Source organism: Rhizobium glycinendophyticum, from assembly GCF_006443685.1.
In the GTDB taxonomy this organism is placed as follows: Bacteria; Pseudomonadota; Alphaproteobacteria; order Rhizobiales; family Rhizobiaceae; genus Allorhizobium; species Allorhizobium glycinendophyticum.
In genome coordinates, this window is record NZ_VFYP01000001.1 from 1,832,512 (window position 1) to 1,854,347 (window position 21,836).

At 63.3% G+C, this 21,836-nt stretch carries 19 protein-coding genes and 1 riboswitch; of the genes, 17 read left to right on the forward strand and 2 right to left on the reverse strand.

Annotation, left to right across the window (positions count from 1 at the left end; all coding sequences use genetic code 11):
- Positions 1–6: 6 nt before the first annotated feature.
- From FJQ55_RS08995 to cobO, 7 genes are all read left to right on the forward strand, one after another.
- Positions 7–813 carry an ATP12 family chaperone protein gene (locus FJQ55_RS08995; RefSeq protein ID WP_140827297.1) on the forward strand — a complete coding sequence of 269 codons (807 nt, stop codon included), beginning with the start codon at positions 7–9 and terminating at the stop codon, positions 811–813.
- A 59-nt stretch (positions 814–872) separates the two neighbouring features.
- Entirely contained in the window at positions 873–1,700 is an 828-nt protein-coding gene (locus tag FJQ55_RS09000; protein WP_140827299.1) for a hypothetical protein, read from the forward strand.
- A 79-nt stretch (positions 1,701–1,779) separates the two neighbouring features.
- A riboswitch (cobalamin riboswitch) is annotated at positions 1,780–2,150 on the forward strand.
- Positions 2,151–2,337: 187 nt separating this feature from the next.
- Entirely contained in the window at positions 2,338–2,868 is a 531-nt protein-coding gene (cobU, locus tag FJQ55_RS09005) for a bifunctional adenosylcobinamide kinase/adenosylcobinamide-phosphate guanylyltransferase (RefSeq protein WP_140827301.1), read from the forward strand.
- Positions 2,869–2,871: 3 nt separating this feature from the next.
- Complete coding sequence (gene cobW / locus FJQ55_RS09010) at positions 2,872–3,948, forward strand: cobalamin biosynthesis protein CobW (protein WP_140827304.1); 1,077 nt, start codon at positions 2,872–2,874, stop codon at positions 3,946–3,948.
- A 3-nt stretch (positions 3,949–3,951) separates the two neighbouring features.
- Positions 3,952–8,037 carry a cobaltochelatase subunit CobN gene (gene cobN, locus FJQ55_RS09015; protein ID WP_140827307.1) on the forward strand — a complete coding sequence of 1,362 codons (4,086 nt, stop codon included), beginning with the start codon at positions 3,952–3,954 and terminating at the stop codon, positions 8,035–8,037.
- Complete coding sequence (locus FJQ55_RS09020) at positions 8,030–8,452, forward strand: GFA family protein (protein ID WP_140827310.1); 423 nt, start codon at positions 8,030–8,032, stop codon at positions 8,450–8,452. Before cobN ends, FJQ55_RS09020 begins: the two co-directional genes overlap by 8 nt.
- A gap of 85 nt (positions 8,453–8,537) precedes the next feature.
- Positions 8,538–9,170 (forward strand): cob(I)yrinic acid a,c-diamide adenosyltransferase, encoded by a 633-nt coding sequence (gene cobO, locus FJQ55_RS09025; RefSeq protein ID WP_140827312.1) that lies wholly within the window; start codon positions 8,538–8,540, stop codon positions 9,168–9,170.
- Positions 9,171–9,174: 4 nt separating this feature from the next.
- Here cobO and FJQ55_RS09030 read toward each other — a convergent pair whose 3' ends face one another.
- Entirely contained in the window at positions 9,175–9,960 is a 786-nt protein-coding gene (locus FJQ55_RS09030) for a TSUP family transporter (RefSeq protein WP_140827314.1), read from the reverse strand.
- Positions 9,961–10,319: 359 nt separating this feature from the next.
- Between FJQ55_RS09030 and FJQ55_RS09035 the strand changes: the two genes are divergently transcribed.
- The 8 genes from FJQ55_RS09035 (at position 10,320) to FJQ55_RS09070 (ending at position 19,311) form a co-directional block, all read left to right on the forward strand.
- A complete protein-coding gene (locus tag FJQ55_RS09035; protein WP_140827316.1) occupies positions 10,320–11,639 on the forward strand; it encodes a sirohydrochlorin chelatase in 1,320 nt (439 codons plus the stop codon).
- The gene (locus FJQ55_RS09040; protein WP_140827317.1) at positions 11,639–12,757 is read left to right on the forward strand and encodes a cobalamin biosynthesis protein CbiG; all 1,119 of its coding nucleotides are present in this window, start codon (positions 11,639–11,641) and stop codon (positions 12,755–12,757) included. Before FJQ55_RS09035 ends, FJQ55_RS09040 begins: the two co-directional genes overlap by 1 nt.
- Positions 12,754–13,398, forward strand: a complete 645-nt coding sequence (locus tag FJQ55_RS09045) for a precorrin-8X methylmutase (protein WP_140827319.1) — start codon at positions 12,754–12,756, stop codon at positions 13,396–13,398. The genes FJQ55_RS09040 and FJQ55_RS09045 overlap by 4 nt, the downstream gene beginning before the upstream one ends.
- The gene (gene cbiE, locus FJQ55_RS09050) at positions 13,391–14,632 is read left to right on the forward strand and encodes a precorrin-6y C5,15-methyltransferase (decarboxylating) subunit CbiE (protein ID WP_140827321.1); all 1,242 of its coding nucleotides are present in this window, start codon (positions 13,391–13,393) and stop codon (positions 14,630–14,632) included. The genes FJQ55_RS09045 and cbiE overlap by 8 nt, the downstream gene beginning before the upstream one ends.
- Before the next feature lie 157 nt (positions 14,633–14,789).
- Positions 14,790–15,527 (forward strand): precorrin-2 C(20)-methyltransferase, encoded by a 738-nt coding sequence (cobI, locus tag FJQ55_RS09055; protein WP_140827323.1) that lies wholly within the window; start codon positions 14,790–14,792, stop codon positions 15,525–15,527.
- Positions 15,527–17,482, forward strand: a complete 1,956-nt coding sequence (cobJ, locus tag FJQ55_RS09060; RefSeq protein WP_140827325.1) for a precorrin-3B C(17)-methyltransferase — start codon at positions 15,527–15,529, stop codon at positions 17,480–17,482. The genes cobI and cobJ overlap by 1 nt, the downstream gene beginning before the upstream one ends.
- On the forward strand, positions 17,479–18,258 hold the full coding sequence (gene cobM, locus FJQ55_RS09065; protein WP_140827327.1) for a precorrin-4 C(11)-methyltransferase: 780 nt from the start codon (positions 17,479–17,481) through the stop codon (positions 18,256–18,258). The genes cobJ and cobM overlap by 4 nt, the downstream gene beginning before the upstream one ends.
- Before the next feature lie 90 nt (positions 18,259–18,348).
- The gene (locus tag FJQ55_RS09070; protein ID WP_140827328.1) at positions 18,349–19,311 is read left to right on the forward strand and encodes a nucleoside hydrolase; all 963 of its coding nucleotides are present in this window, start codon (positions 18,349–18,351) and stop codon (positions 19,309–19,311) included.
- Positions 19,312–19,422: 111 nt separating this feature from the next.
- Here FJQ55_RS09070 and FJQ55_RS09075 read toward each other — a convergent pair whose 3' ends face one another.
- Entirely contained in the window at positions 19,423–19,569 is a 147-nt protein-coding gene (locus FJQ55_RS09075; RefSeq protein WP_082511230.1) for a DUF1127 domain-containing protein, read from the reverse strand.
- A gap of 575 nt (positions 19,570–20,144) precedes the next feature.
- Between FJQ55_RS09075 and FJQ55_RS09080 the strand changes: the two genes are divergently transcribed.
- Together FJQ55_RS09080 and FJQ55_RS09085 are read left to right on the forward strand one after the other, a co-directional pair.
- Positions 20,145–21,254 (forward strand): DUF2157 domain-containing protein, encoded by a 1,110-nt coding sequence (locus FJQ55_RS09080; protein WP_140827329.1) that lies wholly within the window; start codon positions 20,145–20,147, stop codon positions 21,252–21,254.
- Positions 21,251–21,826, forward strand: coding sequence for a GDYXXLXY domain-containing protein (locus tag FJQ55_RS09085; RefSeq protein ID WP_140827331.1), 576 nt, complete (start codon positions 21,251–21,253; stop codon positions 21,824–21,826). Before FJQ55_RS09080 ends, FJQ55_RS09085 begins: the two co-directional genes overlap by 4 nt.
- Positions 21,827–21,836 lie beyond the last annotated feature (10 nt).

Here is a 21,836-nt window from a genome sequence, read left to right on the forward strand (position 1 = left end):
CACCTCATGCGCGACGAGCTCGACAAGGACATCTTCGGCACTTTCATCCCCGAGCACAGCCACGAGGACCCGGTGCGCCGCGCCCAGATCCAGATGAAGCGCCCGCTGCCGAAGCGCTTCTATCAGGAGGCCGCGATTGCGGAAGCGCAGGAGGGTTTCTCAATCCTGCTCGACGGAAAGGCCGTGAAGACGCCGGCCAAGAACACCTTGACCCTGCCGACGCGCGAGGCCGCAGAATTGGTGGTGGCCGAATGGGCAGCGCAGGGCGAACACATCAATCCGGCAACCATGCCGATCACCAAGCTTGCCAACACGGCAATCGACGCTGTGGCCAACAGCCTCGACGAGGTGTTTGACGAGATCGTGCGTTTTGCGGGCACCGACCTTCTATGCTACCGGGCCGATGCGCCAAAGGAACTGATCGAGCGTCAGGCGAGAAACTGGGATCCGGTGCTGACTTGGGTGGCGACGGCGCATCAGGCGCGCTTCATCCTCGTCGAAGGCGTGATGCATCAGGAACAGCCAGTGGCCGCAATTGCAGCATATGCAAAGGCACTCGAAGCCTATCGTGACGCATTTCGGATCTCCTGTCTTAACGTCGTCACCACGCTGACCGGTTCGGCCGTACTCGCGCTCGCCTTCGCCGAGGGCGCCTTCGATCTCGACACGGTGTGGTCGCTCGCCCATGTCGACGAAGACTGGACCAGCGAACACTGGGGCAGCGACGAAGAGGCCGAAGCGCGCCGCGAGGCCCGTTACGCCGAATTCGCCGCAGCCGCCGCTCTGTTCGCCGCCCTCGACTCGGCAAGTTAACTCGGCACTAACCATGAATGACTGATGCTCTGGCGGACAGAATCACCGCCGGAGTCGTCATGTCAGCTCGTAGTCTGCGCACCGCAATCGCGTTTGGGCTCGTCCTGTGCCTGGCGTCCTGTGCGAGCATCCAGGCCCGCATGTTTCCAAGACCTCTGGTCTATTACGTTCGCAACGTCACGGTCATCGCCGATGCGCGTCTGCCGCTCGACTTGATCGCCGGTGTGGATGCGCGAGTTTCTGCCGCCATCGCCGCGACGAGACCACCCCAAGGGGCGGAACGGGTCGTGCTGATGGTCAAGATCGACCGTCTCGACCACGGCGATGGCGCGAGGCGCCGGATGGAGCGCGCCCATTTCACTGTGACAGCCACCTCCGTCGATACGGGTGAGCCCGTTGCCGAGGGCAAATATGTCGTCAACGCCCCGACCGACGATCCCCGCTTTGCCCGTGGCGCACTGGCCGAGGAAATCGCCGCCCGCATCCGGTTCGACTTCTCACTCGCCCATCCCCTGGTCCGCAGTGTGCCCGCACCGAAGACGCTGTCCACACGGCTGAAAACGGATCCGGAGATTGTTTCCGCGCCGACCCCTCTCGCCACGCCCCTGATGAGTGGAGGATCCGCTCCCGTCAAACCGGCACTCGCCGCCGCCCCAGCCGTGCCGACCCCACCCGCAGCCCCAAAGCCGACACCCGTTGAGATGGCCGCGCCACCGGTGCTGCCGGTCACCACAGTGGAAAAGCCCGCTTATCCGGATCAGCCCACCCTTCCTGTGTCGGCGCCGAAACCCGGTACGACCGTCGAGCAGGGGGCCAGCGGCACCGTTCGCCTTGGTGGCGGCTGCGATCCGACCGTTGCTACGGATTGTCTTACGCCAAAGCTGTAAGTGGCGGGGCCATGCGGTCGGTCGGCGCTGTTCGACCGACCGGTGCCGTCAGCGTGATTGACTTGCTCCAGCCTCGGGCCTAATCCTTCTCGTGGATGGTTTTCGGACGGCAGACAGGCCGCCCGGAGAGCAAAAGGGAATGCGAAGGCCTGGACCCATGCCGGGCAAGCCGAACGCAGCCGACCCCGCGACTGTATTGCAGCGAGGGTCTTCCATCCTGCCTGTGGAGATCGATGGCGACGGATCGCGTGGTGCGGTCGGCCTGATGTCGAAGCGGGTGGGAAAAGCCACTGGAGTGGCGACACGAACAGCCGGGGTTGGACGCCTCTTTTTCTACGAATCGTCCTCCTCTTCGTGTTGCGAAACAACTCCGGGAAGGCGAGGAAGGCCCGCTGGCACACTGTGCCACGACCTGCGAGCCAGGAGACCTGCCGTCCGTGACGGGCATCGTGCCCACCTGGGGAGCAATCCCCGTTGCCAACACGGAGGTTGTCTTGGCGACGTTTGACGAATGCGGACCCCTGCGGTCTCGCAGAAGGCTTGTGCCGTTGGTGCAAAGGTCTTCTGCATACCTGGATCATGCGGCGTCCTCGTGTGACAGACCACCTGTGCGCCTGGGCACGGGCGATGGTGCGCAATGACCGCATCTCGTCCCCGATCCATTCTCGTTCTCGGCGGCGCACGCTCGGGCAAGTCCCGCTTCGCCGAAGGATTGGCGCGCGACACCAGTCTCGACAGGTTTTACCTGGCGACTGGCCATGCCTGGGACGACGAGATGCGCGCCCGAATCGCCACCCACAGGACTGACCGCGCCGATGACGGCTGGACGACCCATGAGGAGCCGCTCGATCTCGTGGGCGCCTTGAAGATGCTCGACCAGCCCGATCGCGTCATCCTTGTCGATTGCCTGACGCTCTGGCTCACCAATCTGATGATGGAGGAGGGCCGTCACGTCGATGCAGACGGTGCAGCCTTGGCGGCCGCGCTAGCAGACTTCCAGGCCACCGTCATCTTCGTCTCCAATGAAGTCGGCCTCGGCATCGTGCCCGAAAACAAGATCGCCCGCGCCTTTCGCGACCATGCCGGCCGTCTCCACCAAGCCATCGCCGCTCAAGCGGCTGAAGTCTATTTCGTTGCGGCCGGATTGCCGCTGAAAATGAAGGGTTGAACCATGTTGCAGCAAAAAATCCCCGCCACCGTCATCACCGGCTTTCTCGGGGCGGGCAAGACCACCATCATCCGCAACATGCTGACCAATGCCGGCGGCAAGAAGATCGCGCTGATCATCAACGAATTCGGTGATCTCGGCGTTGATGGCGACGTGCTTAAGGGATGCGGCGCGGAGAACTGCACCGAGGACGACATCATCGAGCTGACCAATGGCTGCATCTGCTGCACGGTCGCCGACGATTTCGTGCCGACCATGCAGAAGTTGCTCGACCGCGACGTGAAGCCTGACCATATCGTCATCGAAACCTCGGGACTGGCATTGCCGCAGCCGCTGGTCGCGGCCTTCAATTGGCCTGATATCCGCACCCGCGTCACTGTTGATGGCGTCGTCACCGTGGTCGATAGTGCTGCCGTCGCTGCTGGCCGTTTTGCCGACGACCATGACGCGGTCGCTGCCCAGCGCGCCGAAGACGACAATCTCGACCATGAGAGCCCGATCGAAGAGCTGTTCGAAGATCAGCTGACCTGCGCCGACCTGATCGTCTTGAACAAGACCGACCTGCTCGATGCAAAAGGCATCGCCGCCGTGCGCGCCGAAGTGACCGGCCGCACCAGTCGCAAGCCCTCGATGATCGAGGCGAAAAACGGCGAAGTGCCGTCGCTCGTCCTGCTCGGCATTGGTGCCAGCACCGAGGACGACATCGAGAACCGCAAGTCGCACCACGAGCTGGAGCATGAGGCGCTGCATGCCTCCGGCGAAGACCACGACCACCATCACGACCACGACGAGTTCGAGAGCTTCGTTTTGAAGCTCGGCGCGATCAAGGACCCGGCGGAGTTCATCGACCGACTGAAGCCGGTCATCGAAAAGCACGACATCCTGCGCCTCAAGGGCTTCATCGACGTGCCCGGCAAGCCGATGCGCCTTGTCATCCAGGCCGTCGGCACCCGCATCGACACCTATTTCGACCGTCCCTGGACGAGCGCCGAGAAGCGCGAGACCCGGCTTGTGGTGATCGGCCTGCATGAATGGGATTTCGGCACTGTCGTCGAAGACGTTCAGGCGGCGGCTGGCTGATCCATGCACCTGCTTCTCGCCCAGAAGGGATCGATCAGCGACGGCGACGAGGCGATCGATCTTGGCCAGACGCCCGGGGACGTGCTGTTCCTCTCGGCGGCCGACACCGAGCTTGCGGCGATTGCCGCTGCCGTGCAGGCGAGGGGCGACCATGCGCTTCGCTGGCGGCTCGCCAGCCTGATGAGCCTGAAACATCCGATGTCGGTCGATACCTATATCGAGCGCACGGCGCGCCATGCGCGGCTGATCGTGGTGAGGGCGCTGGGCGGGGCAAGCTACTTCCATTATGCGCTGGAGGCGCTGCATGCCTGCGCCCGCCGCAATGGTGCTGTCATCGTCGTGCTGCCTGGCGATGACAAGCCGGATGAGGGGCTTTTGCCTTTTCTGGCCTGCGCGGATGACGACCGCCAGTCCCTCTGGACCTATCTGACCGAAGGTGGGGCCGGGAATGCCGAGGCCTTTGTCGCCTATGCCGAGGCTATGCTGCGCGGGGAGGACCGCCCGGAACCGGCGCGGCCCCTGCTGAAGGCCGGCATCTGGTGGCCGGGCAGGGGCGTGATCGGGGTCGAGGAATGGGAAAGGCTTGCGTTCCCGGCACCCCCCTCTGGCCTGTTGGCCATGTCCCCCACAAGGGAGACCGGCTTCGCGGCTGGTGGCGTGCCCCCTTCTCCCCGTTCACGGGGAGAAGGTGCCCGGAGGGCGGATGAGGGGCAACCGGAGCCACATCATCTCTCCCCCCTTGTGGGGGAGATGGCCGGCAGGCCAGAGGGGGTAAGCCCCTCCCCAACCCCTCCCCACAAGGGGGAGGGGCTTGCGGCTGTCGTCCCCCTCTGCTTCTACCGCGCCCTCGTCCAGAGCGGCGAGACAGCGCCCGTCGAGGCCATGGTTGAAGCCTTGCAGGCCGAGGGTCTCATTCCTCTGCCGGTCTTCGTGTCCAGCCTCAAGGACCAGGTCTCGGTCGATACGCTCCGCGCAATCTTCACGCGATTCCCGCCGGCGGTGGTCATCAACACGACGGGCTTCGCCGTCTCCACCCCGGGCGCGGAGAAGTCGTCGACCCTGCTCGACGAGACCGGCGCCGTCGTTCTGCAGGCGATCTTCTCGTCCTCGCCCCGCGCCACGTGGGAGAGTTCGAGCCAGGGCCTCAGCGCCCGGGACCTGGCGATGAGCGTTGCCCTGCCGGAGGTCGATGGCCGGGTCCTGACTCGCGCCGTCTCCTTCAAGTCGAAGGCGCGTTTCGACGAGCGGGTCGAGGCCAATCTTGTGAGCCATGAGCCGGATGCCGGCCGCATGCGCTTCCTGGCCAAGCTCGCCACAAACTGGGCGAAACTCCGGGCAACGGGACCCGCTGACCGCCATGTGGCGCTTGTTATGGCCAACTACCCGAACCGCGATGGCCGCCTAGGCAATGGCGTCGGACTGGACACCCCGGCTGGCACGATCGAGGTGATGCGCGCCATGCGCGACGCAGGCTACAACGTCGCCGATCTGCCTGCCGATGGCGACGCGCTGATGCAGGCCTTGATGGCCGGGCCGACGAATGCGGCAAATGACGGGCGCGTCATTCGCGAACGCCTTTCCGTCAGCGATTACATAAAGTTCTTTCAGGATCTTCCCAAAGAGGTTCAGGAGCGCGTCACGGCCCGCTGGGGCGCACCAGAGTCCGATCCCTTCCATCTCGACGGTGCCTTCGCGCTGCCGCTGATGCGCTTCGGCAAGCTCATGATCGGCATCCAGCCGGCGCGTGGCTACAATATCGACCCTAAGGAAACCTATCATTCCCCGGACCTCGTGCCGCCGCATGGCTATCTCGCCTTCTACGCCTTTTTGAGGCGGGAATTCGGCGCGCAGGCCATCATCCACATGGGCAAACACGGCAATCTCGAATGGCTGCCGGGCAAGGCGCTGGCGCTGTCGGAGACCTGTTTCCCGGAGGCGGTGTTCGGACCGCTTCCGCATCTCTATCCCTTCATCGTCAACGATCCCGGCGAGGGCACCCAGGCCAAGCGCCGCACCTCCGCTGTCATCATCGACCACCTGACGCCGCCTTTGACCCGGGCCGAAAGCTATGGACCGCTGAAGGACCTGGAGGCGCTGGTCGACGAGTATTACGAGGCCTCGGGCGGCGATCCGCGCCGTCTGGTTTTGCTGAAGAGGCAGATCCTGGAACTGATCGCCGATATCGGGCTCGATCAGGATGCCGGCATCGCCAAGGGCGAAACTGACGAGACGGCGTTGGAAAAGCTCGACGCCTATCTCTGTGATCTCAAGGAAATGCAGATCCGAGACGGGCTGCATATCTTCGGGAAGGCACCCGAGGGGCGTCTGCTCACCGATCTCGTCGTCGCGCTGGCGCGTGTGCCGCGCGGTCAGGGCGAACGTGGGGATGCCAGCCTGCAGCGGGCGATTGCGGGGGATGTTTTGGGCTATGGCCCCTCATCCGGCCTGCCGGCCACCTTCTCCCCGTTAAACGGGGAGAAGGACGACACCGCCGGCGGCGTGCCCCCTTCTCCCCGCGGGCGGGGAGAAGGTGCCCGAAGGGCGCATGAGGGGCGGATCTTCGATCCCCGCGATTGCGTAATGTCCGATCCCTGGACCGGGCCCAAACCCGCAATCCTTGGCGATCTCACCGAAGCCACCTGGCGCACGGCTGGCGACACTGTCGAGCGTATCGAGCTGCTCGCTGCGAAACTCGTCTCCGGCGATATCCAATGCCCCGAGGATTGGACGCGCACCAAAGCCGTCCTCGCCGAAATCGAAACCCGCCTGAAACCCGCCGTCGTCAGATCCGGCCCCGCCGAAATCGAAGGCCTCCTGAAAGGCCTCGCCGGCCAGTTCGTGCCCCCCGGCCCCTCCGGTGCGCCGACGCGCGGAAGGCCGGACGTGCTGCCGACGGGCCGAAACTTTTACTCCGTCGACAGCCGCGCCGTGCCGACACCGGCGGCTTACGAACTCGGCAAGAAATCCGCAGAACTCTTGATCCAGCGCTACGTCCAGGACCATGGCGAATGGCCTGTTTCCTTCGGCATCACCGCCTGGGGCACGTCGAACATGCGCACCGGCGGCGATGACATCGCGCAGGCCCTCGCGCTGATCGGCGTCAAGCCGCTCTGGGACATGGCCTCACGCCGTGTCACTGGCTTCGAGGTGATCCCGATGGCGGTCCTCGGCCGCCCGCGCGTCGATGTGACGCTGCGCATCTCCGGCTTCTTCCGCGATGCCTTTCCGGAGCAGATCGCACTCTTCGACAAGGCGGTGCGAGCGGTGGCCGCGCTTGACGAGGACCAAGGCGACAATCCGATCGCGGGCCGGGTGCGGGCCGAAACCGAGATGCTGAAAGGCGAGGGATTGGACGACAAGCAGGCCGCTCGCCGCGCCGGTTACCGCGTCTTCGGCTCCAAACCCGGCGCCTACGGGGCCGGCCTGCAGGCCCTGATCGACGAAAAGGGGTGGACGGACCGCGCCGATCTGGCTGAAAGCTATCTCGTCTGGGGCGGCTACGCCTATGGCGCGGGCGAGGAGGGCAAGGCGGAGCGCGGCCTGTTCGAGGAACGCCTGCGCACCGTTCAGGCGGTGGTGCAGAACCAGGACAATCGCGAACACGACTTGCTTGACAGCGACGACTATTACCAGTTCGAGGGCGGCATGACGGCGGCGATCGAACATGTCGCTGGCATCAGGCCCAAGGTCTATCACAACGACCATTCGCGGCCGGAAAAGCCCGTGATCCGCAGCCTCGAGGAAGAGATCGGTCGCGTCGTGCGCGCCCGCGTGGTCAATCCCAAATGGATCGAGGGCGTGATGCGCCACGGCTACAAGGGGGCCTTCGAGATCACCGCGACGGTCGATTACATGTTTGCCTTCGCGGCCACGACGGGTGCCGTCCGCGACCATCATTTCGAAGCCGTCTACCAGGCCTTTATTCTGGATGAGCGCGTGCGCGACTTCATGGCCGAGAGAAATGCCCCGGCCCAGAAAGAGCTCGCCGAGCGCCTGATTGAGGCAATCGAGCGGGGCTTGTGGACGCCGAAGAGCAATTCCGCCAAGTTCACCCTTGTTGAGATGGTTGAAGGAGAGCGACATGCCTGACGTTCACAATGGAAGAGCAATTGTTCTGAGCGGGCATTGCCTATGTGGTGGCGTCCGATTTCGCGCGGCTGGCCTCGTCCGCTCCTCCGGCCATTGTCATTGCGAAAGTTGCCGCCGTGCCACTTCGTCACCGGTCACCACCTTTTTGACCGTGCCGCGCGAAGGTACCGAACTTGGCGGCGAGAGCCTGAGTTTCTATGCCTCATCACCGGGGGTGCGACGCGGCTTTTGCAACAAGTGCGGGTCGCCGATGTCCTTCGAGACCGATCGGCGCCCCGACGATATCGATCTCTATGTCGCGAGCCTCGATGCCGGGCTTTCCGTCCCAATCCGCGAACACTGGCATTGGGATGAACGCGTCGACTGGTTGGCCATCGTCGATGATCTGCCTAAGAGCGAGGGCGGTGTCTCTTGATCGCCTGTCGAGATCACGCCCGTGAAAATGGCGCCCCGCAGCGCATCTGGTTTGCAAAAGAATTTAATACATCCGGGAGTACGACATGACCGAGGAAACGACCAACAGTGCCGAGGCTGATCTCGCCCGCCACGCCGAGAAAATGGCCAAGAAAAAGGCCGCGCGCGACAAGATCATGGCGACCAAAACCGGTGAAAAGGGCCTGATCATCGTTCATACCGGCAAGGGCAAGGGCAAGTCGTCCGCCGCCTTCGGCATGATTTTCCGCCACATTGCGCACGGCAAGAAATGCGCCGTGGTCCAGTTCATCAAGGGGGCGATGTCGACCGGCGAGCGCGATCTGATCCTGAGACACTTCAGCGATCTCTGCGAATTCCACACCATGGGCGAAGGCTTTACCTGGGAGACGCAGGACAAGGCCCGCGACATTGCGATGGCCAAGGCCGCCTGGGAAAAGGCCAAGGAACTGATCCGCGATCCGGCCAACTCCATGGTCCTGCTCGACGAGGTCAACATCGCCATTCGCTACGACTATATCGATCTTGCCGAGGTGCTGGAATTCCTCGCGACCGAAAAGCCCCCGATGACCCATGTCGTGCTGACCGGCCGCAATGCCAAGGACGAGCTGATCGAGCTTGCCGATCTCGTGACGGAAATGGAACTGGTCAAGCACCCGTTCCGCTCCGGCATCAAGGCGCAGATCGGGGTGGAGTATTGATCGATCAGACCCCCATCCAAACCCGGATCGGGTTGGTCGGGTCGGCGAGCAGCCGGATCGCGAGCGCCACGCAAGTGATGACGAGCAGCGGCTTGATCAGACGCGCACCGTTTTTCATTGCAAGCCGCGACCCCGTCTGGGCGCCGAGGAACTGGCCGATGCCCATCAGAAAGCCGATCTTCCAGAGCACGACGCCGCCGGCGACGAAGACGAGGAAGGCGCCGACATTCGAGCCGAAGTTCAGGAGCTTCGTATGGGCCGTCGCCTTCAGCATGCCGAAGCCAGCAAGCGAGACGAAGGCGAGCATGAAGAATGAACCGGTGCCCGGGCCGAAGACGCCGTCGTAAAAGCCGATCATCGGCACGAAGGTCAGTCCGAACACGAAGGGTGTCATGCGCTGGTGGCGGTCGATATCTGACAGGTTCGGCTTCAGCGCGAAATAGAGCGCGATTGCGACCAGCAGAAAGGGCATGAAGGCCCGCAGAACGGCGGCCGGAACGAAGCTTGCGACAACGGCGCCCAGCGCACCGCCGATCACCGCCATGGCTGCCATCGGCAACTGCTTCTTCAGGTCCACGTGGCCCTTGCGAGCATAGGCGATGGTGGCCGATCCGGCGCCGAACATCGACTGCAGCTTGTTGGTACCAAGCGTCTCCAACGGCGGAATGCCCGCAATCAGCATGGCGGGAATGGTGATCAGCCCGCCGCCACCTGCAATGGAATCGATGAAGCCGGCGATGAAGGCGGCAATGAACAGCAGGAGAAGAGCTTGGAAAGCGAGATCGACCACGGAGAGACTCGAAGTGCGGTTTGAACGCGGGCAGGGAAGGTGAGGACCTTGTGGACCAATCGCTTCGGTCACGCAACCTCACAAAGGTGTCGGAGAGGTCGCACACGGGACATTCTGTGGACTGGCGTTTCCATCACACAAAGCGCCGCAATCCGGTTTGACCGTTCGATAAGCCTCCGATAAAGCTCATGACAATGTGCGACGGCGCCTGTTCGACAGGCTGGAAATAGTCCGGTGCGGCCGACCCAATCAGGGGGCCAATTCCGGAGCTGTCCCAAAGGCCATGGACCGTGCCGCAAGGCGCGATAAGTCCGGCGCTTCGTACAGGAAGAAAAACGAAGCATGGAGGCCTTTATCTCATGGCGGAAAAACTCGGAATCATGGTCTGCGGCCACGGCAGCCGCAATCAGAACGCGGCAAAGGAATTCGCCGTGATCGCGGAGGCGCTGCGCGCCCGCAATCCCGATATGCCGGTCGAATATGGCTATCTCGAATTCTGCAATCCGGTAATTTCTGCTGGCCTCGACAGCCTGCGCGAACAGGGCGTCACGCGCGTCCTGGCGGTTCCAGGCATGCTCTTTGCCGCCGGTCACGCCAAGAACGACATCCCCTCGGTGCTCAATACCTATCAGGCGCAGCACAAGGATTTCGTCATCAATTACGGTCGCGAGCTTGGCATCGATCTGAAGATGATCCGGGCTGCCGGCGACCGCATCCAGACGGCCGTCGACGAGGCGAATGAAACGCTCGGCTTCGTCGACAAGCACGAGACGCTGCTGATGGTCGTCGGTCGCGGTTCGTCCGATCCGGACGCCAATTCCAATGCCACCAAGGTGATGCGCATGCTCTGGGAAGGCATGGGCTTCGGCTGGGGCGAGACCTGCTATTCGGGCGTCACCTTCCCGTTGGTCGAGCCCGGCCTGACCCATGCCGCCAAGCTTGGCTACAAGCGCATCGTCGTCTTCCCCTACTTCCTGTTCACTGGCGTCCTGGTGAAGCGCATCTATAGTTATACCGACGAGGTCGCGGCGCGGCATCCGGAGATCCAGTTCGTCAAGGCAAGCTATTTGAACGACCACCCGCTGGTGCTCGACGCCTTCCAGGACCGCGTCAAGGAGATCCTTGAGGGCGCGGCGGTGATGAACTGCCAGATGTGCAAGTATCGCGAACAGGTGCTCGGATTCGAAGCCGATGTTGGCCAGCCGCAGGAAAGCCATCACCACCATGTCGAGGGTATTGGTGGCGGCCTGGAAAACTGTCCGTGCAAGGGCGATTGTGATGCCTCCTGCCGCGATCCCGATTTTTGCCGCGAGCATGGTCTTCCCTGGACGCCGGTGCACAGCCATGCCGATCCGGCACCGCTTACGCCCGTACCGGTCGGTGAGACCTTCGACTATGCGCCGTCTTTCACCCTTGGCGGCAAATATGCTGCTCTGAAGGACCAGGCCCCGGATGCCGAACTGCAGGCGGTGATGGACGCCCCGTCCTCGGGCAAGGCGGCCCATCACGAGCATGGACCGAATTGTGGCTGCGGCCACCATGCCCATGACCATGATCATGGGCACGACCACAGCCATGCCCATGGCCATAGTCACGACCATGGGCACCATCATCACCACGCGCCATACCCCCATGCGGACCATCCGCTGGGGCCGAAGTCGATGCAGAAGAAAAAGTAATGCCGCTCTTCGATCGCATCCTGATCGTTGACTGGTCGGGGGCCGGGCAACCGGTCACCGGCAAGAACTCGCTCTGGGCGTGTCTCGCCCGGCGCGAGGGCGATGGTCATGCGATGGAGTGGATCGAGAATTTTCCGACCCGTCATGCCTTCATGCAGCGGCTCGATGCCGTGGTCGGCGCAACCGTCGCTGAAGGCGAACGCCTGCTTTGCGGCTTCGACTTTGCCTTCGGCTATCCGGCGGGTACTGCCGAGCGGCTGACGGGCAGCGAGGATTGGCGGGCTCTCTGGCGCAAGATCGCCGACGAAATCGAGGATGCGCCCGACAACCGCAACAACCGCTTCGACCTCGCCTCGCGCTGGAACGCCAGGCATTTTCCCGGCGAGCCGCGCTTCTGGGGACGGCCGCATCAGCATGTCTATGCCGATCTCTCGGACAAGAAGCCGCCCGCGTCCACAAACGCCCCGCTCGCCTTCCGCCGCTCGGAGCAGTTCGCCAAGGGGGCGAAATCGGTTTGGCAGCTGACCTATAACGGGTCTGTCGGTAGCCAGACCCTGCTTGGCATCGCCAGACTGTCGCGCTTTCTCGACGACAGCGGCCACGGAGAACACATTGTCGTTTGGCCATTCGAGACCGGTTTTGCCACCACTTTCGAAAAGCCCGTCGTCTTCGCCGAGATCTATCCCTCGCTCTTCACGCTGGCCGCACAGGACGAGGTGAAGGACCAGGCTCAGGTTCGCACCGTCGCCGAGGCTTTCGCTCGCTTCGATGCGGATGGCCGTCTTGCGGCGTTGCTGGATCGACCGCCGATGCTGTCAGACGAGGAGGTTGCGACCGCGCTTGCCGAGGAGGGCTGGGTGCTCGGTATCGGGCATCGGGAACTGGATGTTGCGGGCGATGACACCCCCCTCTGGCCTGCCGGCCTTCTCCCCCACAAGGGGGGAGAGCGGATTTCGGTCGCCGCCGAGATCCCCCTTGCCGTTCCTGGCAAACGGAAAACTCCCGGGGCTCAATCCAGTGCTGTTGCGGCTGTCCCTGACGCGGCCGCACGGCACACCCCACTCTCCCCCCTTGTGGGGGAGATGTCGCGCAGCGACAGAGGGGGGTATTCCCCATGAACGCACCTCTCGACTACATCCGCGACCCCGCCGAAATCTATCGGCAGTCCTTCGCCACCATCCGCGAGGAAGCGTCCCTCGACCGTTTCCCGCCGGTCCTCCAGCCGCTGGTCATCCGCCTCATCCATGCCTGCGGCATGGTCGATCTCGCCGATGATGTCAGCTGGTCCGATGGCGCTTTCGAAGCCGGCGCCGCAGCGCTGGAGAAGGGCGCGCCGGTTCTGGTCGATGTCGAGATGGTCCGCCACGGCGTGATTCGCCGCCTGCTGCCGGCCGAGAACCAGATCCTTTGCCTCCTGAACGATGAGCGCGTGCGGCCGAAGGCGGACGAAATCGGCAATACCCGCTCCGCCGCCCAGGTCGATCTCTGGGACGAACATCTTGCTGGCGCCGTGGTCGCGATCGGCAATGCGCCGACGGCGCTCTTCCGCCTGCTAGAACGGATCGACGCCGGCGCGCCGAAGCCGGCGATCATCCTCGGTTTTCCCGTTGGCTTCGTGGGGGCCGCCGAAAGCAAGGACGAACTGATCGCGAATTCCAGAGGCATTCCCTATATCGCGGTGGGTGGTCGCCGGGGCGGCTCGGCCATGGCCTCGGCTGCCGTCAATGCTTTGGCGGGAGGGCTCGGCACCAATGTCTGATGCAACCCACACGCCCTGGCTCACCATCATCGGCATCGGCGACAATGGGCTCGAAAGCCTGACGCCGGAGGCCCAGGCCATCGTCTGGCAGGCGGAAACGCTCGTCATCGGCGAGCGGCTGGATGCGGTCATCGACGGGTCGAGCCTGCCGGATCTGAAACGCATTCTGACCTGGGGGGCGGGCTTCCGCGAGACGCTCTCCGAAATCCTGAAGCTGCGCGGTACGCCGGTTACGGTGCTCGCCACCGGCGACCCCATGCATTTCGGCATCGGCGCGACGCTTCGGCGCTATGTGGCGGCCGAAGAAATGTTCGTGCTGCCGAGCCCATCGGCCTTTTCGCTCGCCGCTTCTAGGCTGGGCTGGCCGCTGCAATCGGTGACGCAGATCTCGCTGCATGGCCGCCCGCTCGCCTTCCTAAATCGGCATGTCATGCCGCGCGCCCGTATCCTGGCCCTGACCTCGGATGCGTCGACCGTGCAGGCAGCCGCCGTGCTGCTCGCCGAGCGCGGCTTTGGTGCCTCCGTTGTGCATGTGCTCGAACACATGGGCGGGACGAGGGAGCGCTTGCTGCGCATGACGGCGCTCGAAATGGCGGAGACCTGCCCGGTCATTTCGGATTTCAACACGCTGGCAATCGATTGCGCCTGGGACGGGCCTTTGCTGGCACCGGTGCCGGGCCTGCCCGACGAGGCCTTCCGTCACGACGGGCAGCTCACGAAACGTGAGATCCGCGCGGCAACGCTGGCCCAGCTCGCGCCCTTTCCGAATGCCCGTCTCTGGGATGTCGGCGCCGGCTGCGGCTCGATTGCGATTGAATGGATGCGATCAGGCATGGGCACCAGGGCGACCGCGATCGAGGCCAAGCCCGAACGGCTGGCGATGATCCGCGAGAATGCCGAAATCCTCGGCGTGCCCGATCTCGAGATCGTCGACGGCGAAGCGCCAATCGTTCTTGCGGGTTTGAAGACCCCGGACGTGATCTTCATCGGCGGCGGCATCAGCGGCGAGGGACTGTTCGAGGCCTGCTGGGCAGCGCTTGCCCCCGGCGGGCGTCTGGTCGCGAACGCCGTTACGATCGAAGGCGAGGCCAAGCTTGTCGAGCTTCGCAGCCTCCATGGCGGAGATCTCTCCCGCATTCAGGTGGCGCGCGCGGCCCCGGTTGGTCGCTATTGCGGCTGGAAGTCGCTGATGCCGGTAACGATGTGGACGGTCGTGAAGGGGGAGGGCGGATGACATTGCGACTTGGCCCCTCATCCCCCTGCCGGGACCTTCTCCCCGTGAACGGGGAGAAGGAGGCAAAACGCTGGCCGCACCGGCCTTCTCCCCGCCTGCGGGGAGAAGGTACCCGAAGGGCGGATCAGGGGCAATTGGCAATCCAGGAGCAGCGTACATGACCGGTAAACTCTATGGCCTTGGTCTCGGCCCCGGCGATCCGGAACTGTTGACGCTGAAGGCGCATCGCATTCTGACCAGCTGCCCGGTCGTGGCCTATCCGGCGCCCGATACCGGCCCAAGCTTTGCTCGCCAGATCGCCGCTCCCTATCTGACGGCCGCCCAGCTGGAAGTGCCGATCATCGTGCCAATGCGCGTCGAGCGTTTTCCGGCCCAGGACATCTATACCCAGGCCGCGGAGACGCTGTCACATCATCTCGATGCGGGCTCCGATGTCGCCGTGCTCTGTGAGGGTGACCCCTTCTTCTACGGCTCCTTCATGTATCTCTTCGAGCGCCTTGCCGACCGGTATCCGACCGAGGTCGTGCCGGGTGTCTCCTCGATGATGGCCGCCGCCGCTGGCCTCGGTCGCCCGCTCGCGGCCCGCAACGACGTGCTGACGGTGCTGCCGGGACCTCTTTCGGATCAAGAGCTTTCAGCCCGCATCGAGGCCTCCGGCGCCGTTGCCATTATCAAGCTTGGCCGGCATTTTGCGCGGATCCGCGCGCTGATCCAAAGCCTCGGGCTGACGGCCCAGGCCGGATACGCGGAGCGGGTCAGCCTTGCCGAACAGAAGCTGACGCCGCTCGGCGAGGTGTCCGAGGACACCGCGCCCTATTTCTCGATGATCCTGATCTACAAGGGTGAGGAGCGCTGGCATCCGGCACTCGCCAAGACGCTGGGAAGCGGGGCCTGATGGCGGGTATCGTGGCATCCCCGGTGAAACCGGTCGTCGTCATCCTCAGTGAGGCAGCCGCTTCGCTTGGCCGCCGCATTGCGGCGGAACTTGATGGCGAGCTGCACGGTGCCTCCTCCCGCGTGACGGACGCTGATATCCGGTTTTCCTCTGCCAAGGACCATGTCCAGACGCTGTTTTCCGCCGGTCGGCCGATCGTCGCCGTGATGGCCTCCGGCGCTCTGATCCGGCTGCTCGCGCCGCTGCTGTCAGACAAACACGCCGAGCCCCCGGTGCTCGCCGTCGCCGAGGACGGTTCTTCCGTTGTGCCATTGCTCGGCGGTCATCATGGTGCCAATGATCTCGCACGGCAGATTGCCTCGGCGCTTGGCGCCCATGCCGCGATTACCACAGCGGGTGATCTCAAGTTTGGCGTGGCACTCGATCAGCCGCCTTATGGTTATGCGCTTGCCAATCCGCAGAATGCCAAGGCCGTCATGGCAGAGCTCGTCGCGGGGGCGGGTGTGCGGCTGGACCTTCCTTCTCCCCGGCTGCGGGGAGAAGGTGCCCGAAGGGCGGATGAGGGGCTGATTGAGCCCGGTGCGCAAGACCTGCCCCTCACCCCGGCCCTCTCCCCGCAGGCGGGGAGAGGGGGTATCGCCGCCTGGCTCATCCAATCCCGACTTCCATTCCAACAAGAGGCCCGCGTGACGCTCACCGTGACCGACCAACAGAAGACCGCCGGCGAGCTGGAACTCGTCTATCATCCGAAGACGCTGGTGCTCGGCATGGGCTGCGAGCGGCATGCAAAGCCGGAAGAGGCCATCGCGCTCGCCGAGGAAGCACTCGCCAAGGGAGGTTTTGCGAGGGAAAGCCTGGCGGCCGTCTGCTCGATCGACCTGAAGGCAGATGAGACGGCGATCCATGCGGCGGCCGCCCATTTCGGCGTGCCGGCCCGCTTCTTTGACGCAGCGACGCTCGAAGCCGAAGCACCGCGTCTGAAGAACCCCTCCGAAGTCGTCTTCGCCGAAGTCGGCTGCCACGGCGTGGCGGAAGGGGCGGCCCTTGCTGCTGTCGGCGCTGCTGGCGAACTCGTCGTCGAAAAGATCAAGTCGAAGGGCGCCACGGCCGCGATCGCGAGCGCTGCAGACATCGTGGACCCGAAGACGATTGGCCGTGCCCGGGGCACGCTTTTCGTTGTCGGCATCGGCCCGGGCTCGGACGGCTGGCGGTCGCCCGAGGTCTCGCGCATGGTCGCGGCCTCCACCGATCTCGTCGGTTACTCCCTCTATCTCGATCTGCTCGGGCCTCTGGCGGACGGCAAGACCCGTCACGATTTCGACCTCGGCAAGGAAGAGGCGCGCGTCGTGCATGCCATGGAACTGGCGGGCGAGGGCAGGACGGTGGCGCTGGTTTGTTCTGGTGACGCCGGCATCTATGCCATGGCGACGCTGGTTTTCGAACTCTTCGATAAGGGCGGCATCACCGATGCCGCAAGCCGGATCGAAGTGCAGGTCTCGCCCGGCATCTCCGCACTCCAGGCTGCCGCCGCCCGCATCGGCGCGCCGCTCGGCCATGATTTCTGCACCATCTCGCTGTCGGACCTTCTGACTCCCTGGGAGCATATCCAGCGCCGGGTGAAGGCGGCAGGCGAGGGCGATTTCGTCATCGCCTTCTACAACCCGGTATCGATGAAGCGCCGCACGCAGCTGGCTTACGCCCGGGACGATTTGCTGAAATATCGCCCGGCGACGACGCCGGTCATCCTCGCCACCAATCTTGGCCGCGAGGGCGAAAACGTTCGCACCGTGCCGCTGGGCGAGTTGAACGTCGACGATGTCGACATGCTGACCGTCGTAGTGGTCGGCTCGTCCGAGAGCCGGACGGTGACGACTGGCGACGGCAAGACCTGGGTTTACACGCCTCGTGGTTATTCGGGGAAGGCAGACAGTGGCATGAAGGGAAGTGAAGCATGACCGTCTATTTCATTGGCGCCGGCCCCGGAGCCCCCGATCTGATCACCGTACGCGGCCTGCGGCTCATCGAGCGCTGCCCGGTGTGCCTCTATGCGGGCTCGCTGGTGCCGGAGGAGATCGTCAAGGCGGCCCCTGAAGATGCCCTCGTCAGGGACACGGCTCCCATGCATCTCGACGAGATCATCGCCGAAATCGAGGCAGCCCATGCGCGCGGCGAGGATGTCGCCCGTGTGCATTCCGGCGACCCGTCGATCTATGGTGCAATCGCCGAACAGATGCGACGGCTCGATGCGGCAGGCATTCCCTATGACGTCGTCCCCGGCGTACCGGCCTTCGCTGCGACCGCAGCACGCCTGAAGACCGAGCTCACTTTGCCGGAAATCGCCCAGACGGTCATCGTCACCCGCACCGAGATGAAGGCATCTTCGATGCCGGAATTTGAGACGCTGGAGATCCTCGGCAAGTCGCGGGCGACGCTTGCGATCCACCTGTCGATCCGCAATCTCACCCATATCCGCGATACCCTGTCGCCCTATTATGGCGAGGATTGCCCTGTCGTGATCGCCTATCGTTCCACCTGGCCGGATGAACTCTTCATCCGCACGACGCTGAAGGATATGGCGGAGGAAGTGCGCAAGGCGAAGATCACCCGGACGGCGCTGATCATGGTCGGCAAGGTGTTCGGCCATGTCGAGTTTCGCGACAGCGACCTCTACAATTCCGATTTCAGCCACGTCCTGCGCAATGTCGGGAAAAAGAAGAAGGCGAGCGCCTGATCGCCCGTCTTCCCGCTGTTGCGCTTCGGGGCTATCGTCGCGCCCGCCCGGCGGACGCCGATAAACAACAACAAGAAAAGGACTTCTCCCATGCATAAGGTCATCTTCGATACGGATCCGGGCGTCGACGACGCCATGGCGCTCCTCTTCCTGCACCATCATCCGGAGATCGACCTGCTCGGCATCACCACGGTCTTCGGCAATGCCGAGATCGACGTGACCACGCGCAATGCGCTGTTTCTGAAGCGCGAATGGAAGATTGACGCCCCTGTCGCTCGCGGCGCTGGCGAGACCTTCATTCCCCATCGCGTCCACGAGCCTCCGAAATTCATCCATGGCGATGACGGGCTGGGTAATATCGGCGTGCCCGAGGTCACGGATGTGCATCCCGATCCACGGCCTGCCCATCGCTTCATCGTCGAGACGGTCCGCGCCAATCCGGGCGAGGTGACCATCGTCGCCGTGGGGCGCATGACGAATCTCGCCAATGCGCTGAAGGAAGACCCGGAGATTGTCGGTCTCGTGAAGGAGATCGTCATCATGGGTGGCGCCTTCGATTGCAACGGCAATGTCACGCCGGCGGCGGAAGCCAATATCCATGGCGACCCGGAAGCCGCCGATATCGTCATGACGGCAAAGTGGCCGGTGGTCGTGGTCGGGCTCGACGTCACCATGAAGACGGTGATGACGCGTTCGCAGCTCGCCGATATCCGCGATGCGGCAGGCTCTAGCCGCGCCCGGCTGCTCTTCGACCTCTCGCAGTTCTACATCGACTTCTACGAGGGCTTGGTCGACGACGGCATGGTCGTGCATGACAGCTGCGCCTGCGTCTATGTCGTGGCACCGGAACTTTTCAAGACCCGGTCTGGCCCGATCCGCGTCGTCTGCGGCGGCATTGCCGATGGTCAGACGATCCAGAAGCCGGATGGCCGTGGATTCGGTCCCTCCGAATGGGATGGTGATCTGCCGAGCCAGAAGATTTGCACCGACATCGAAGCTGACGCCGTGCTCGAGTTGATCCACGATGTGATCGCCTCGGTCAAGGAGGACTGATCAGGCGGAGCCGGCTGTGAGGCCAGCGATACGATAGACAGCAAAAACCCCGGATCTGCTGCCAGATCCGGGGTTTCTGTATTTTATTGATCCAGCCGAAGCCGGGGCCGATCAGCCGTTGACGGCGTGACGGGCAACGCGACGGATGTCTTCACGGCCGATGCCGAGGTCGCGCAGTTCACGGTCCGACATGCGGCCGAGTTCAGTAATGGTCTGACGATACTTGCGCCAGTTGGTGAGCGAGCGAGCGATGTTCATGGGATCTACCTCTTTGGTGGTTGGACCCATCCGTGGGCCCCTTCGAATTTGTTGAGCTGAATATATGCTGCGTTGCGAAATCATTGAAGACATAATGCAACAGAGCACCCATGCGCCTAGCGCATATCAAACGATTTAACGCATTGTTAATTGATGGTTTTTTGAGCGTTTGCATGAACGACGGCTTCGCCTCTGACCGGGGGGCATTTCAGTCTCGGGGGGATGGAAGCGCAGCGGCGCGCGAAGACAAAAAATAACGCTCACCGGGGGAGGAGGTCCGGTGAGCGTTATTGTTGAGATCGGCGACTGGGAGGAGGAGTGTCGCCGATCAATCGATCCCGCATTGGGAGGAGGAGGTGCGGGTCGAAGCTCTGAGCGCCGTAAACCGCCGCTCTGTTGAGAGTGAATATAAGCGCCACTTACAGTCTTGTGCAGTGCAATATTGGCATGGAAGGCATGCGGTTTGCGCATGGGCGCCGAGAGCATCGAACGAGACGCGGTCCGGATGGCCCAAGGCTTGAGTTTGCCTGAGACCAATAGCAAATTGGCAGCGAACGGCATGGGGGTGACGGCTAATGTATCGCGGTAGACTGAAAAACGATCTGGAGGACTGGACGAAGCGCGGGTTGCTCGACGCATCGACAGCAAAACGGCTGCTCGATGATGTGGATCTAAGAGGAGACCGCTTCAGTATCGGCACCGTCCTCTCAATGTTCGCGGCCGTTTTGATCGCGGCATCCATCCTGATGCTGGTCGCGGCCAACTGGGAGGCCATCCCCCGCTTGGTCAAGGTGGCGGGCATTATCGGCCTGATCTGGATATTCCACACAATCGCGATCGTCGCTCGCATGCGCAGCGCCGACAGGATCGTCGCAGCGTCGCTGGTGCTCGGTGCAGCCGCCTTCGGCGGCGCAATCGCACTGATCGGCCAACTCTATCATCTCTCGGGCGACACCTTCTCGGCGATGTTGCTTTGGTTCGTTGTGACCGCCGTCTCGGCCGGACTCTTCCGCTCCGGTGCGCTCGCGGTGGTGGCCGGCGCCTTGTCCCTTGTCGCCTTCGGCGGCGGGTTCGACAGTTTCGGCTGGGATGTCGGCGGGCATGGTCTCTGGGCTTGGTGGCCAGCCTTCGGCGCTTTGGCAATCTTTGCGCTGGCCCACTGGACGGGCGGCTATCGCGCCAAGCATTTTGGTTATCTTCTGCTGCTTTCGTGGATTTGGTGGATTGCCATCATCGACAGGCAAATCACCTGGTCCCTTTCCATTGCGCTTGCGGCAGGTCTGGTCTTTTTCCTGCTTGCTGTCCCGCGCTCACCGCTGGCAGCGATCCATCAAAGACTTGGGACCTCCGCCACCTTCTACGCGCTGCTGCTGGCGTTCACGGCATTCTCTTTCGTGCAGGCGCAACTCCTTGATGCAATGTCTATCGCCGTTTTGGGCGTCATCATCGTCGCCCTCGCGATCGCCGCCATCGCGCTAGAAGGCCGTGACAACGGTGCGGTGCGGTTTCTGAGCTATGCGGCCTTCGCCGCCGAGGTGCTGTATCTGTCCTACGAGACAATCGACAGCATTCTCGGCACATCTGCTTTCTTCCTGCTTTCGGGTCTCGTCATGGCGCTGCTTGCCTTCGTCGTCGTCCGCCTCGAAAAGCGCTTTTCCAACCGCTCAGCAGAGGTGACCCCATGATCGCCACCAAGCCATTTGCCGCTGTTGCGCTCCTCGTTGCGGTCGCGCAAACCGCCATTCTGGGCTTCATGATCGAGGGGAGGGCGTCTATCCTGCGGTCTGGCACGGAAGTGCTGCTGAAGACGGCCCCCGTCGACCCGCGCGATCTTCTGCGCGGTGATTATGTCGTGCTGTCCTATGACATCGCGACGGTCCCGGTATCCCTGTTCAAAGGGCCGAAACCCACGGACGGAAGCTCAGGCAGTGTGGAGGTTCGCATAAAGCCGGGCGTCGACGGATTCTGGACGGTCGCCGAAGCCTCGACCGAGCCGTTGCAGACTGAAGAAGGTTCTGTGATCCTGCACTCCCAACCAATCCAGTTTTCCGATTGGCAATGGGCTGAGGGGAGCAGTCTTTTTCTGTCTTATGGCATCGAGCGCTATTACGTGCCGGAAGGAGAGGGGCGGCCGATCGAGGATGGGCGCAATGAAGGCCGCGTATCTGTTGCAGTGCGTGTTTCCGACGAGGGCGTCGCACAGATTCGCGCCCTGATGCTCGATGGCGATCCGCTTTACGAGGAACCGCTCTACTGACTGCATTATA